Origin of the sequence: Mucilaginibacter galii (assembly GCF_014635825.1) — a bacterium.
In the GTDB taxonomy this organism is placed as follows: Bacteria; Bacteroidota; Bacteroidia; order Sphingobacteriales; family Sphingobacteriaceae; genus Mucilaginibacter; species Mucilaginibacter galii.
The window spans coordinates 524,131-538,605 of the sequence record NZ_BMDO01000001.1 but is presented as its reverse complement, the minus strand read 5'-3'; the positions used below and the strand labels follow the sequence as shown (position 1 = coordinate 538,605).

At 42.0% G+C, this 14,475-nt stretch carries 10 protein-coding genes and 5 tRNA genes; all 15 read left to right on the top strand.

Going from position 1 to position 14,475, the window contains the following annotated elements; all coding sequences use genetic code 11:
• The first annotated feature begins 13 nt into the window (after positions 1-13).
• The 15 genes from hpf (at position 14) to rpoC (ending at position 13,987) form a co-directional block, all read left to right on the top strand.
• Positions 14-364 (top strand): ribosome hibernation-promoting factor, HPF/YfiA family, encoded by a 351-nt coding sequence (gene hpf / locus IEV61_RS02345; RefSeq protein WP_188413409.1) that lies wholly within the window; start codon positions 14-16, stop codon positions 362-364.
• Between the two features lie 159 nt (positions 365-523).
• Positions 524-596: transfer RNA gene (locus IEV61_RS02340), tRNA-Thr, on the top strand.
• Between the two features lie 98 nt (positions 597-694).
• Positions 695-775, top strand: a tRNA-Tyr gene (locus IEV61_RS02335).
• Between the two features lie 110 nt (positions 776-885).
• A tRNA-Gly gene (locus IEV61_RS02330) sits at positions 886-958 on the top strand.
• A gap of 88 nt (positions 959-1,046) precedes the next feature.
• Positions 1,047-1,118, top strand: a tRNA-Thr gene (locus tag IEV61_RS02325).
• Positions 1,119-1,175: 57 nt separating this feature from the next.
• Positions 1,176-2,363 carry an elongation factor Tu gene (gene tuf, locus IEV61_RS02320; protein WP_188413408.1) on the top strand — a complete coding sequence of 396 codons (1,188 nt, stop codon included), beginning with the start codon at positions 1,176-1,178 and terminating at the stop codon, positions 2,361-2,363.
• Positions 2,364-2,518: 155 nt separating this feature from the next.
• Positions 2,519-2,589: transfer RNA gene (locus tag IEV61_RS02315), tRNA-Trp, on the top strand.
• 20 nt (positions 2,590-2,609) lie between these two features.
• Positions 2,610-2,804, top strand: coding sequence for a preprotein translocase subunit SecE (gene secE, locus IEV61_RS02310; RefSeq protein ID WP_188413407.1), 195 nt, complete (start codon positions 2,610-2,612; stop codon positions 2,802-2,804).
• 14 nt (positions 2,805-2,818) lie between these two features.
• Entirely contained in the window at positions 2,819-3,361 is a 543-nt protein-coding gene (nusG, locus tag IEV61_RS02305) for a transcription termination/antitermination protein NusG (RefSeq protein WP_188413406.1), read from the top strand.
• Positions 3,362-3,492: 131 nt separating this feature from the next.
• Positions 3,493-3,933, top strand: a complete 441-nt coding sequence (gene rplK / locus IEV61_RS02300) for a 50S ribosomal protein L11 (RefSeq protein WP_188413404.1) — start codon at positions 3,493-3,495, stop codon at positions 3,931-3,933.
• A gap of 28 nt (positions 3,934-3,961) precedes the next feature.
• Positions 3,962-4,660, top strand: a complete 699-nt coding sequence (gene rplA, locus IEV61_RS02295) for a 50S ribosomal protein L1 (protein ID WP_188413403.1) — start codon at positions 3,962-3,964, stop codon at positions 4,658-4,660.
• 2 nt (positions 4,661-4,662) lie between these two features.
• Positions 4,663-5,184 carry a 50S ribosomal protein L10 gene (rplJ, locus tag IEV61_RS02290; protein ID WP_188413401.1) on the top strand — a complete coding sequence of 174 codons (522 nt, stop codon included), beginning with the start codon at positions 4,663-4,665 and terminating at the stop codon, positions 5,182-5,184.
• A 62-nt stretch (positions 5,185-5,246) separates the two neighbouring features.
• Positions 5,247-5,627: a 50S ribosomal protein L7/L12 gene (gene rplL / locus IEV61_RS02285; protein ID WP_188413399.1), complete on the top strand. Its 381-nt coding sequence runs from the start codon at positions 5,247-5,249 to the stop codon at positions 5,625-5,627.
• 149 nt (positions 5,628-5,776) lie between these two features.
• Entirely contained in the window at positions 5,777-9,580 is a 3,804-nt protein-coding gene (gene rpoB / locus IEV61_RS02280; RefSeq protein ID WP_188413398.1) for a DNA-directed RNA polymerase subunit beta, read from the top strand.
• A gap of 117 nt (positions 9,581-9,697) precedes the next feature.
• Positions 9,698-13,987 (top strand): DNA-directed RNA polymerase subunit beta', encoded by a 4,290-nt coding sequence (gene rpoC / locus IEV61_RS02275; protein WP_188413396.1) that lies wholly within the window; start codon positions 9,698-9,700, stop codon positions 13,985-13,987.
• Positions 13,988-14,475 lie beyond the last annotated feature (488 nt).

Below are 14,475 nucleotides of genomic sequence, written 5' to 3'. Positions count from 1 at the left end.
ACAGGAGGAACAAATGAAAATTACTGTTCAAGCAATTCATTTCAGTGCAGATCAAAAATTAGTAGACTTTATACAAAAAAAGGCAGATAAGTTGGAGCAGTTTAGCGACAACATTATTAGCGGAGAAGTTTACTTGAAACTGGAGAATACCGGCGAAGAAGCCAACAAAATAACAGAGATTAAATTAATTGTACCCGGTAATATGCTTTTTGCAAGCCACCAGTGCAAAACCTTTGAGGAGGGAACCGACCTGGCTATTGAAAGCCTGCGTAAGCAAATTCAGAAGCATAAGCAGAAACAAAGTGCTATAACCGAAGAAGCGAGAAAAGCAGATCCGCTATCGGTTGAAGAGGATGATTATTGATAATCAGCATGATATAGAAACAAAAATCAGCAGGCAAAAAACCTGCTGATTTTTTTTGTAAATTTATTTTGCACGGTAGTAAAAATGTGTACATTTGCATTCCCTTTCGGAGAGGTACTTAACAAAAGGGAATGGTTCTTTAAAAAGATAAAATATTAAGCCTCCTTAGCTCAGCTGGTAGAGCAACTGACTTGTAATCAGTAGGTCATTGGTTCGATCCCGATAGGAGGCTCAGTTTTAGATTTCGAAATTCGAATTTTCGATTTCGGATGTTCAAGTCAGGATGTAAATCCACATTCGAACATCCGCGACTTTGAAGTCAAAGAACCCGGGGGGATACCAGAGCGGTCAAATGGGACGGACTGTAAATCCGTTGCTTCGGCTACGAAGGTTCGAATCCTTCTCCCCCCACACTTGAGAAATGAGTGAGTTGATGAATGAGTGAATGAGTGATTGCAGTAATGCAATTTAATTCATCCAGGATATTCACTAACTCACTCATTCGCTCATTAAAACAAATTGCGGAAGTAGCTCAGTTGGTAGAGCGATAGCCTTCCAAGCTATAGGTCGCGAGTTCGAACCTCGTCTTCCGCTCAGTGAGGGTTATTAAGTAATTGAATTATTAAGTTGTTTCTATATCCATCAGCTAATAACACAATAACTCAATAACCAAAAAGATTAAGCCGACGTAGCTCAGGGGTAGAGCACTTCCTTGGTAAGGAAGAGGCCAAGGGTTCAAATCCCTTCGTTGGCTCAGCGCCTTAGGCGTTATAAATAAAGAGTAAATTAACCTACAAATAATTAATAAATCATGGCAAAAGAAAAGTTTGACCGCAGTAAGCCGCACTTAAACATCGGTACTATCGGTCACGTTGACCACGGTAAAACAACCCTTACCGCAGCTATTACGAAAGTATTATCTGACAAAGGTTTCTCAGAAGCTCGTTCATTTGATTCAATTGACTCTGCTCCTGAAGAAAAAGAACGTGGTATTACAATCAATACAGCACACGTTGAGTACTCTACAGCTAACCGTCACTACGCACACGTTGACTGCCCTGGTCACGCGGATTACGTAAAGAACATGGTTACTGGTGCGGCTCAAATGGATGGTGCAATCATTGTGGTTGCAGCAACTGACGGTCCAATGCCACAAACTCGTGAGCACATTTTGTTAGCCCGCCAGGTAGGCGTGCCTTCATTGGTTGTGTTCATGAACAAAGTTGACATGGTTGATGATCCGGAATTATTGGAATTAGTTGAAATGGAAGTTCGTGAATTATTATCATTCTACGATTTCCCTGGTGATGATATCCCGGTTATCCAAGGTTCTGCCTTAGGTGGTTTGAACAACGATCCAAAATGGGTTGAAAAAATTATGGAATTGATGGATGCTGTTGATAGCTACATTCCAATTCCTCCACGTTTAACTGATCTTCCATTCTTAATGCCTGTTGAAGATGTATTCTCGATCACTGGTCGTGGTACTGTTGCTACCGGTCGTATTGAGCGTGGTATCATTAACTCTGGTGAGCAAGTTGATATCTTGGGTATGGGTGCAGAAAACTTAAAATCAGTTGTTACTGGTGTTGAGATGTTCCGTAAGATCCTTGATAGAGGTGAAGCTGGTGATAACGTAGGTTTATTGTTACGTGGTATTGAGAAAGAAGCCATCCGTCGTGGTATGGTTATTTGCAAACCAGGTTCAGTAACTCCACACACTGACTTCAAAGCCGAAGTTTACGTATTATCAAAAGCAGAAGGTGGTCGTCACACACCATTCTTTAACAAATACCGTCCTCAGTTTTACTTCCGTACCACTGACGTAACAGGTGAAATTACATTAGCAGAAGGCGTAGAAATGGTTATGCCTGGTGATAACGTTACTATCACAGTATCTTTAATCAACGCTATCGCAATGGAAAAAGGTTTACGTTTCGCTATCCGTGAGGGTGGTCGTACAGTAGGTGCCGGTCAGGTAACTGAAATCTTAAAATAAGCCCCCTAATATCTCCCGATAGGGAACAAAAAGGTAGGGTTAATTTCAAAACAAAGTACTTGATATCATATCAAGTACTTTGTTTTAATAACATCATCAAGAGTTTAGGTTAAAGTCCATTTGCGTGGTATTTCAAACCATATCTCTTCATATACACGGGAATAGTTCAACGGTAGAATAGAGGTCTCCAAAACCTTTGATCAGGGTTCGAATCCTTGTTCCCGTGCATTTAAGTAATTCAAACACATGTCTGCAGTAACTGAATATCTAAAAGAATCATACATTGAGTTAACCGAAAAGGTTACCTGGCCAACCTGGCGCGAACTGCAAAGCAGCGCTGTATTAGTATTGGTTGCTGCCCTGATCATCGCTATGGTTATATTCGGTATGGATCAGATCATCAGCTATGTGTTACGTCAGTTTTACAGTTCACTTGCTTAATTAGTTAACGAAGAATGAGTGATCAGTTAAAATGGTATGTGGTAAGAGCCGTTAGCGGAAAAGAGAAAAAGGTTAAGCAATACTTAGATGCCGAAGTTAACCGCTTAGGCATTTCTCATCTAATACCACAAGTACTAATACCAACAGAAAAATATTACCAGATGCGCGATGGAAAAAAAATTGCCAAAGAGCGTAACTACTTCCCCGGCTATGTAATGATCGAAGCTCAGCTTGATGGTGAGTTAGAACACGTGATAAAAGGTATCAACAGTGTAATTGGTTTCCTGGGCGATAAGGCCGGTAATGCCATTCCACTGCGCCAGAGCGAGGTTAACCGTATATTAGGTAAAGTTGACGAGATGGCCGCGCAAGGCGAAACCGTGAACGTACCATATTATGTGGGCGAGAACGTTAAAGTAATGGACGGACCTTTCAACGGCTTTAGTGGCGTAATTGAAGAGGTTAACGAAGAGAAGAAGAAACTTAAGGTCATGGTGAAGATATTCGGGCGCCGAACGCCGCTTGAATTGAACTACATGCAAGTAGAAAAAGAATAAATCAAAATTTATTAGGAATCAGCCCGTAAAGTTCATATCTTTGCGGGCTGAATTTTTTATAGATACAGCGCTTAAATGTTACTTTGCTTCCAAAAACTTACTAACATTAAGTACAATAAATTAAATTAAAGATGGCAAAAGAAGTCGGTGCGTTAGTAAAACTACAAGTTAAGGGTGGCGCTGCAAATCCATCACCTCCAATTGGCCCAGCATTGGGTGCGAAAGGGGTGAATATCATGGAATTTTGCAAGCAATTCAATGCACGTACTCAGGATAAACCTGGTAAAGTGTTGCCGGTAGTAATTACTGTTTATGTCGACAAGTCATTTGATTTTATCATTAAAACTCCTCCTGTTGCCATCCAATTATTGGAAGCTGCAGGTTTAAAAGGTGGTTCGGCCGAGCCCAACCGTAAGAAAGTTGCCAACGTAAGTTGGGAGCAGGTTGCCAGCATAGCTAAAGATAAAATGCCTGACTTAAACGCGTTTACAGAAGAGTCTGCCATGAAAATGGTAGCTGGTACTGCTCGCAGCATGGGTATTACCGTATCCGGTACAGCGCCCTGGAATTAATTATTAACACACAAATCAGTTTAAGACAGTGGCTAGATTAACAAAAAATCAAAAAGCAGTACTCTCCAAAATTGAGGCTAACAAAGCGTACACATTACAAGACGCAACTAATTTAGTGAAGGATATTACCACCACTAAGTTTGATGCATCAGTTGATATCGATGTACGTTTAGGTGTAGACCCACGTAAAGCCAATCAAATGGTGCGTGGTATTGCAACTTTACCTCATGGAACCGGTAAGACTGTACGTGTTTTGGTGCTTTGTACTCCAGACAAGGAGCAAGAAGCTAAAGACGCAGGTGCAGATTACGTAGGTTTGGACGATTACATCGCTAAAATAGAAGGCGGATGGACTGACGTTGACATTATCATCACCATGCCAAGCGTTATGGCTAAGGTAGGTCGTTTGGGTCGTATTTTAGGCCCGCGTAACCTTATGCCTAACCCTAAATCAGGTACAGTAACTCCAGAAGTGGGTAAAGCTGTAACTGACGTAAAAGGCGGTAAGATCGATTTCAAGGTTGACAAAACCGGTATCATCCATGCCTCAATAGGTAAAGTATCTTTCCCTGCTGAGAAAATTTATGAGAATGCTTTAGAAGTATTGCAAACTATCTCTAAATTAAAACCATCATCAGCTAAAGGAACATACTTCAAGAGTATTCATGTTTCTTCGACCATGTCGCAAGGAATCCAGGTTGAAACTAAATCAGTAGCGGGGATCTAATCATGAATAAAGAAGAAAAATACGAATTAGTTGCCGCGCTAACTGAGCAGATTAACGAGTATGGTAATTTCTATATTACCGATACCGCTGATTTAACAGTAGCTAAGATCAACAACATCCGTCGCAAGTGCTTTGAAAGCGATATCGTTATGCAAGTTGCCAAAAACAGCTTGATCGAGAAAGCTTTAGAAGCTGCAGAAGGTGATTTTTCACCCCTGTATGATGTATTGAAAGGTACATCTACTATTTTATTTTCTAAATCAGCTAAAGCTCCGGCTAAACTGATCAAGGATTTGAGAAAACAAGGCGATAAGCCGGTATTGAAAGCAGCCTATGTTTACTCATCAGCATTTGTTGGTGATAATCAGCTTGATGCGTTAATGACGCTGAAATCGAAAGAAGAGTTGGTTGGCGAAATCATTGGATTATTGCAATCACCTGCTAAGAATGTACTTTCTGCCCTACAATCGGGTGGAACTACTATTGCAGGACTGGTAAAAACATTACAAGAAAGAGAAGGTTAGTCGAACGCCTCGTTAAAGTTCGAATAAAACACAAAGTATTTAAAAGCTAAAATTAAAATAAAATGGCAGATTTAAAATCGTTTGCTGAACAGTTGGTAAACTTAACAGTAAAAGAAGTTAACGAATTAGCTCAGATCTTAAAAGATGAGTATGGTATTGAGCCTGCTGCTGCAGCTGTAGCTGTAGCTGCTCCTGCTGCTGGTGGTGATGCCCCTGCAGCTGCTGCAGAACAAACTTCATTTGATGTTATCTTGAAAGAAGCTGGCGGCGCTAAATTAGCAGTTGTTAAATTAGTAAAAGACTTAACTGGTTTAGGTTTGAAAGAAGCTAAAGACTTAGTTGATGGTGCACCAAAAGAAGTAAAAGCTGGTGTTTCTAAAGAAGAAGCTGAATCTTTAAAGAAAGCCTTAGAAGAAGCCGGAGCTGTAGTTGAAGTTAAGTAATTTAACTCAATAGAGCCCTTAGCATAAGACTCCGACCGTATTTGGTCGGGGTCTATTGCTGTTTATAACGTTTTCATTTTTGTTTGAAGTTCAGGAACAACTTTAAATAAACCGGTAAGAGTTTAATACAATATTAAAATTATAATCCCTTGGCAAACAAAAATAACCAAAGAGTGAACTTTGCAACCAGCAGGCACGTCCTTGACTACCCTGACTTTCTGGATGTACAGTTGAAATCTTTTCAGGAATTTTTCCAGCTGGAAACCACTTCAGACAACCGTCATAAAGAAGGCTTGTTTAAAGTATTTGCCGAAAATTTTCCAATTTCCGATTCTCGTAACATTTTCGTGTTAGAGTTTTTGGATTACTTTATTGATCCGCCACGTTACGATATTCAAGAGTGTATCGACCGTGGTTTAACTTACAGTGTGCCTTTAAAGGCAAAGCTTCGCCTTTCATGTAATGATGAAGAGCACGAAGACTTTGAAACCATTGTGCAGGATGTGTACTTAGGTACTATTCCTTACATGACGCCTAAAGGTACTTTCGTAATTAACGGTGCCGAGCGTGTAATCGTTTCGCAGTTGCACCGTTCACCAGGTGTGTTCTTTGGCCAAAGCCGCCACACTAACGGTACTAAATTATACTCTGCCCGTGTTATCCCTTTCAAAGGATCATGGATTGAGTTTGCTACAGACGTTAACAACGTAATGTATGCTTACATTGACCGTAAAAAGAAATTCCCGGTTACTACCTTGCTTCGTGCCATTGGTTATGATTCAGATAAAGACATCTTAGAATTATTTGAACTTGCCGATGAAGTGAAAGTAAGCAAATCTGGCCTTAAGAAATTTGTTGGCCGTAAGCTTGCTGCAAGGGTGCTTAAAAAATGGGTGGAAGACTTTGTGGACGAGGATACCGGTGAAGTGGTATCTATCGATCGTAATGAGATCATCCTTGAGCGCGAAACAGTACTGGATGATGATAACATTGATCAAATCATCGATGCTGGTGTGAAAACCATTATCCTGAACAAGGAAGATGCCTCAACCAGCGGTGATTATACCATTATATATAATACCTTACAAAAAGATACTTCGAACTCTGAGAAAGAAGCGGTGGAGCACATCTATCGCCAGTTACGTAACGCCGAACCACCTGATGAGGAAACTGCTCGTGGTATCATCGATCGTTTGTTCTTCTCGGATAAAAGATATGATTTGGGAGATGTAGGTCGTTACCGCATCAACCGTAAACTTAAGCTTGATACATCAGACGAGATCAAAGTATTAACCAAGGCAGATATTATCGCTATTGTTAAGTACCTGATCAAGTTGATCAACTCTAAAGCTGAGGTGGATGATATTGACCACTTGTCTAACCGTCGTGTACGTACGGTAGGTGAGCAGTTATACGCTCAATTTGGTGTTGGTTTGGCCCGTATGGCCCGTACCATCCGCGAGCGTATGAACATCAGGGATAACGAGGTGTTTACACCAACTGACCTGATCAATGCGCGTACTTTATCATCAGTAATTAACTCGTTCTTTGGTACCAACCAGTTATCTCAGTTCATGGATCAAACCAATCCATTAGCCGAGATCACTCACAAACGCCGTCTTTCGGCGCTTGGGCCCGGTGGTCTGTCTCGTGAGCGTGCCGGTTTTGAGGTACGTGACGTGCACTATACCCACTATGGTCGCTTGTGTACCATTGAAACACCAGAAGGACCAAACATTGGTTTGATCTCTTCACTTTGTGTCCACGCTAAGATCAATAGCTTAGGATTTATCGAAACTCCATACAAACGTGTGGATAACGGTACTGTAGTTATGGATGAGCCGGTTATTTATTTATCGGCAGAAGACGAAGATGGTAAAACCATTGGTCAGGCTAATGCCGTGTATGATGATAAAGGTGTGTTTGCTACGCCACGCGTAAAAGCTCGTTTTGAGGGTGACTTCCCGATTATTGAGCCTGAGCGTTTGGATTACATGGACATTGCACCTAACCAGATCACTTCGATTGCAGCTTCATTGATTCCGTTCCTGGAGCATGATGATGCTAACCGTGCGTTGATGGGTTCGAACATGCAACGCCAGGCCGTGCCGCTTTTACGCCCTGAGGCGCCAATTGTAGGTACAGGTTTGGAAGGCCGTGTAGCGAAAGACAGCCGTACCTTGGTTAACGCCGAAGGTAATGGTGTGGTTGAGTATGTAGATGCCAACGAAATTAAAATCAGATATGACCGTACAGAAGATGATCGTTTAGTATCATTTGATGACGATACCAAATCTTACCGCCTGATCAAGTTCCAAAAAACTAACCAGAGCACTACCATGAACTTGAAGCCTATTGTAACCAAAGGCCAAAGAGTTGAGAAAGGACAAGTGCTTTGCGAAGGCTATGCAACGCAGAACGGTGAACTGGCTTTAGGTCGTAACATGAAGGTTGCGTTCATGCCTTGGCAAGGATACAACTTTGAGGATGCGATTGTGATTTCTGAGCGTGTGGTATCGCAAGATATCTTTACCTCTTTACACGTTGAAGAGTTTGAACTTGAAGTTCGTGACACTAAACGTGGTGAGGAAGAGTTAACACCGGATATCCCTAACGTATCTGAAGAAGCCACTAAAGACCTGGACGAAGACGGTATTATCCGTGTAGGTGCCGAGGTTAAAGAAGGCGATATCCTGATTGGTAAGATCACTCCTAAGGGTGAGTCTGACCCATCACCGGAAGAAAAACTGTTACGTGCTATTTTTGGTGACAAAGCCGGTGACGTAAAAGATGCTTCTTTGAAAACCCCGCCATCAATTGCCGGTGTGGTTATTGATACCAAGTTGTTCTCACGTGCTAAGAAAACTACGAAAGCAGAAGAAAAAGCACAGTTAGAAAAACTGGATGCTAAACATGACAGGGCTGTAAAAGAGCTGAAAACCCGTTTGGTTGATAAATTATTTGAAATTGTGAATGGTAAAACTTCACAGGGTGTGTTCAATGTTTACAAGGAACTGTTAGTAGCTAAGGGTGTTAAGTTCACTCAGAAGATATTAGCCGAGCTACCATACGAAAACATTAACCCAACTAAGTGGACAACCGACGATGACAAGAACGATCAGATCAAGTTGTTGTTGCATAACTACAACATCAAAATCAACGAGGAACTGGGTGCTTACCGTCGCGATAAATTTGCGATCAGCGTAGGTGACGAGCTTCCATCGGGTATCGTTCAAATGGCTAAAGTATACATCGCTAAAAAGCGTAAGCTTAAAGTGGGTGATAAGATGGCCGGTCGTCACGGTAACAAAGGTATTGTGGCACGTATTGTACGTGACGAAGATATGCCGTTCCTGGAAGATGGTACTCCGGTTGATATCGTGTTGAACCCACTGGGTGTACCTTCACGTATGAACTTGGGGCAAATCTACGAAACTGTATTAGGTTGGGCAGGTAAAGAGCTGGGTGTTAAATTCGCTACTCCTATTTTTGATGGTGCAACCTATCAGGAAGTGGAAGACTGGATTGCCAAAGCAAAATTACCGGCTACCGGACGTACTTACCTGTACAATGGCTTAACCGGAGATCGTTTTGACCAGCCAACTACCGTAGGTATTATCTACATGCTGAAATTAGGTCACATGGTTGATGATAAGATGCACGCCCGTTCAATCGGACCATACTCATTAATCACACAACAACCATTGGGTGGTAAAGCCCAGTTTGGTGGTCAGCGTTTTGGTGAGATGGAGGTTTGGGCACTGGAAGCATTTGGTGCTGCCAACATCCTGCAAGAGATCCTTACTGTGAAATCTGATGATGTTATTGGCCGTGCTAAAACTTACGAAGCCATTGTTAAAGGTGAAAACTTGCCTACACCATCTGTACCGGAATCATTCAACGTATTGGTTCACGAGTTAAGAGGTTTAGGTTTGGATATCACATTAGAATAATATTGATTAGTGAGGGATTGAGTGGGTAACCATTCAATCCTTTGTTAACTTTTACGTGCAAGAAGAGAGATTGAATCTTTATTAATCACTCTCCACTAAATCATTTAAAAAATAAATATGTCTTATAAAAAAGATAATAAAATAAAAAGCAACTTCACCACCATTACCATCAGCTTAGCCTCTCCGGAGTCTATTTTGGAGCGTTCAAGTGGTGAGGTGTTAAAGCCAGAAACCATCAACTACCGTACTTACAAACCCGAGCGTGATGGTTTGTTCTGTGAGCGTATTTTTGGTCCGGTTAAAGATTATGAGTGTCATTGCGGTAAATACAAACGTATCCGTTACAAAGGGATCGTTTGCGACCGTTGCGGTGTTGAAGTAACCGAAAAGAAAGTACGTCGTGAGCGTATGGGCCACATTAACCTGGTGGTTCCTGTTGCGCATATTTGGTACTTCCGTTCGTTGCCAAACAAAATTGGTTACTTACTGGGCTTACCAACTAAAAAATTAGATTTAATTATATACTACGAGCGTTACGTAGTTATACAACCGGGTATCAAAGAATCTGACGGTATTTCCAAAATGGATTTCCTGACAGAAGAAGAGTACCTGGATGTGTTAGATACTTTACCTAAAGAGAACCAGTATCTTGACGACAAAGATCCTCAGAAATTTGTTGCCAAAATGGGTGCCGAAGCTTTAGAGGAATTATTGAAGCGTATCGACCTTGACCAGTTATCGTACGATTTGCGTCACCAGGCTGCTAACGAAACTTCTCAGCAACGTAAAAACGAAGCTTTAAAACGCCTTCAGGTGGTTGAAGCTTTCCGCGATGCTAAAAGCCGTATAGATAACAACCCGGAATGGATGATCGTGAAGATCGTTCCTGTTATACCTCCTGAATTACGTCCGTTAGTACCACTGGAAGGTGGTCGTTTCGCAACTTCAGATTTAAATGATTTATACCGTCGTGTAATTATCCGTAACAACCGTTTAAAACGTTTGATCGAGATCAAAGCACCGGAAGTGATTTTACGTAACGAAAAACGTATGCTGCAGGAAGCTGTGGATTCGTTATTTGATAACTCACGTAAAGTTAACGCGGTAAAAACTGAAGGTAACCGTGCCTTAAAATCACTTTCAGATATTCTGAAAGGTAAACAAGGCCGTTTCCGTCAAAACTTATTAGGTAAGCGTGTGGATTATTCTGCCCGTTCGGTAATTGTGGTTGGACCTAACCTTAAGTTACACGAGTGCGGTTTACCTAAGGATATGGCTGCCGAGCTGTTTAAACCATTTATCATTCGCAAGATGATTGAGCGTGGTGTGGTTAAAACAGTAAAATCTGCCAAAAAGATTGTTGACCGTAAGGATCCATTAGTTTGGGACATCTTAGAAAATGTATTGAAAGGACACCCTGTGTTATTAAACCGTGCGCCTACGCTGCACAGGTTAGGTATCCAGTCGTTCCAGCCAAAGCTGGTTGAAGGTAAAGCAATTCAGTTGCACCCATTAACTTGTACGGCATTCAACGCGGATTTTGACGGTGACCAGATGGCTGTGCACGTACCACTTGGTAATGCCGCTATTTTGGAAGCCCAGATCCTGATGTTAGCTTCACACAACATTTTGAACCCTGCCAACGGTACGCCTATTACAGTACCATCGCAGGATATGGTTTTGGGTCTTTACTACATTACTAAAGGCCGTAAAACTGATGAGGAGCGTGTGGTTAAAGGACAAGGTTTGTCTTTTTACTCTGCCGAAGAGGTGATTATCGCTTACAATGAGAAGAAAATTGACCTGCATGCCTTTATTAAAGTAAAAGCAAAAATTAAAGAACGCGATGGCAGCATCGCTCATAGATTGATTGATACTACCGTTGGTCGTGTGTTATTTAACCAACACGTGCCCGAAGAAGTAGGTTACATCAACGAACTGTTAACCAAAAAATCACTGCGTGATATTATTGGTGAAGTAGTGAAGAATACTGGTATGGCCCGTGCAGCACAGTTCCTTGATGATATTAAGGAATTAGGTTTCAGAATGGCATTCCAGGGTGGTTTATCTTTCAACTTGCAGGATGTTAATATTCCTGAGCAAAAGGTTGAACTGATAGCCCAGGCGTCTCGCGAGGTTGAAGAAGTAATGAATAACTATAACATGGGTTTCATTACCAACAACGAGCGTTATAACCAAATTATCGATATCTGGACTCGTATCAACAATCGCTTAACGTCGAATGTAATGGAGATCTTGTCTACCGATAACCAGGGCTTCAACTCGGTTTACATGATGTTGGATTCTGGTGCACGTGGTTCTAAAGAGCAAATCCGTCAGCTTGCAGGTATGCGTGGTTTGATGGCCAAGCCTCAAAAATCAGGTTCAGGTGGTGAGATTATCGAAAACCCGATCTTATCAAACTTTAAAGAAGGCCTGTCGGTATTAGAGTACTTTATCTCTACCCACGGTGCCCGTAAAGGTTTGGCGGATACGGCGTTGAAAACTGCGGATGCGGGTTACTTAACCCGTCGTTTACATGATGTTGCCCAGGATATGATTGTGGGTGAAACTGATTGCGGAACATTACGTGGTATTTATACAACAGCATTAAAAGACAACGAGGATATTGTTGAACCATTATACGATCGTATTTTGGGCCGTACCTCGCTTCATGATGTATTTGACCCGTTAACCAGCGAATTGTTGGTAAGCGCCGGACAAGACATTACCGAAGATATTGCTAAGAGCATTGAGAATTCACCATTGGAAGGTATCGAAATCCGTTCGGTATTGACCTGCGAAAGCAAGCGTGGTGTGTGTGCATTGTGCTACGGACGTAACCTTGCCAGCGGTAAACGCGTTCAGCGCGGTGAAGCGGTTGGTGTAATTGCAGCCCAGTCAATTGGTGAGCCGGGTACACAGTTAACACTTCGTACGTTCCACGTGGGTGGTACTGCCTCTAACATTGCGGCGGAGTCTCAAATTAATGCACGTTACGACGGTATCATTGAATTTGAAAACGTGCGTACCGTACCATTTGAAACTGCCGAAGATGGCAGCGTAGAAGTAGTATTAGGTCGTTCGGGCGAATTCCGTATCGTTGAAGAAGGTACAAACAAGGTGATCGTGACCAACAACATCCCTTACGGTTCTTACCTGTATATTAAAGATGGCAGCAAAGTAACCAAAGGCGATCGTATCTGTTCATGGGATCCGTACAATGCCGTTATTATCTCTGAGTTTGCTGGTAACGCTAAATTCGACGCTGTATTGGAAGGTATTACCTTCCGTGAGGAATCGGATGAGCAAACCGGTCACCGTGAGAAAGTAATTATTGATACCCGCGATAAAACCAAGAACCCGGTTATCCAGATAGCAGAAAAAGGTGGCGATATCATTAAAGGATACAACATCCCGGTAGGCGCCCACATTGCTATTGAAGAAGGTGAGAAAATACAAACCGGACAGGTAATTGCTAAAATACCTCGTTCGGCAGGTAAAACACGGGATATTACCGGTGGTTTACCACGTGTAACCGAATTGTTCGAAGCACGTAACCCATCTAACCCGGCCGTTGTGACCGAGATTGATGGTGTGGTAACCTTAGGTGGTGTTAAACGTGGTAACCGTGAAATCACTATCGAATCGAGAGATGGTCAGGTAAAAAAATACTTGGTGCCATTGTCTAAACACATTCTGGTACAGGATAACGACTTTGTTAAAGCCGGTATGCCACTGTCTGACGGTTCAATATCGCCAGCCGACATATTGTCTATCAAAGGCCCTGCAGCTGTACAAGAATACTTAGTAAATGGTATACAAGAGGTTTATCGTTTACAAGGTGTGAAGATCAACGATAAGCACTTCGAGGTTATTGTTCACCAGATGATGCAGAAAGTTTCTATTGAGGATGCAGGAGATACCACGTTCTTAGAGAAGGAAGCGGTTGATAGCTGGGACTTCATGATAGAGAACGATGACATATTTGATAAGAAAGTGGTTATGGAACCAGGTGATTCCACTACACTGAAAGCTGGTCAGATCGTATCTCTGCGTCGTTTAAGAGATGAGAACTCGAGCCTGAAACGTAAGGATCAGAAATTGGTAGAAGTTCGTGATGCTATTGCGGCAACCTCGAGCCCTATACTGCAAGGTATTACCCGTGCATCATTAGGTACCAAGTCGTTCATCTCGGCTGCATCGTTCCAGGAAACTACCAAAGTATTGAACGAAGCTGCCATTGCAGGTAAACGCGATATGATGTTAGGTTTGAAAGAGAATGTTATCGTAGGTCACTTAATACCTTCGGGAACAGGTTTACGCGCATACGACAATATCCGCGTAGGTTCACAAGAAGAGTTTGACCGCCTGATGGCTTCTAAAACTGAAGAAGTAGAAGCGTAATAGCTCACTCATAAATATTCAAGGCTACCCTTTATGGGTAGCCTTTTTTGTTGGTGGCATACGAGGAAATAGGAGCCGTATTTCAAATGGGTATTAAGGAAAAGAATTGCCCTATGAATAATCAGTTTTGTAAAGCGGCCAGAACATAGACATTTATCGCCTGCTTGAATAGGAGAGGCCCTAATGTGCAGGTACTCACTCTATCCGGGCATTTGCACACAAACAGGCTTATTTACTTTATTTACGTTACATTGTAAGACATGCCAAGGCTAATTGAGGTACAGGGGCTTGTTTCCGATGCATTAAAGCCTTAAGTTATGTTTAACACACCAACATTCGGGAGTTCGTTGGGTAGCTTATAAAGCTTAACCGGGCTAACTACTATTATTATCAAACCCTTACTTCCCTGGTATTGTCATATTGTATTACGACGGCTCACGCTAATTTAGAATTGATTATGGCATTAGAAAGATGTTGAGCGTAAAAGG

What these genes read in the sequence shown, in the direction of transcription:
- hpf (WP_188413409.1), top strand. Translation starts at nt 14, where the DNA reads ATGAAAATTACTGTTCAAGCAATTCATTTCAGTGCAGATCAAAAATTA.
- tuf (WP_188413408.1), top strand. Translation starts at nt 1,176, where the DNA reads ATGGCAAAAGAAAAGTTTGACCGCAGTAAGCCGCACTTAAACATCGGT.
- secE (WP_188413407.1), top strand. Translation starts at nt 2,610, where the DNA reads ATGTCTGCAGTAACTGAATATCTAAAAGAATCATACATTGAGTTAACC.
- nusG (WP_188413406.1), top strand. Translation starts at nt 2,819, where the DNA reads ATGAGTGATCAGTTAAAATGGTATGTGGTAAGAGCCGTTAGCGGAAAA.
- rplK (WP_188413404.1), top strand. Translation starts at nt 3,493, where the DNA reads ATGGCAAAAGAAGTCGGTGCGTTAGTAAAACTACAAGTTAAGGGTGGC.
- rplJ (WP_188413401.1), top strand. Translation starts at nt 4,663, where the DNA reads ATGAATAAAGAAGAAAAATACGAATTAGTTGCCGCGCTAACTGAGCAG.
- rplL (WP_188413399.1), top strand. Translation starts at nt 5,247, where the DNA reads ATGGCAGATTTAAAATCGTTTGCTGAACAGTTGGTAAACTTAACAGTA.
- rpoC (WP_188413396.1), top strand. Translation starts at nt 9,698, where the DNA reads ATGTCTTATAAAAAAGATAATAAAATAAAAAGCAACTTCACCACCATT.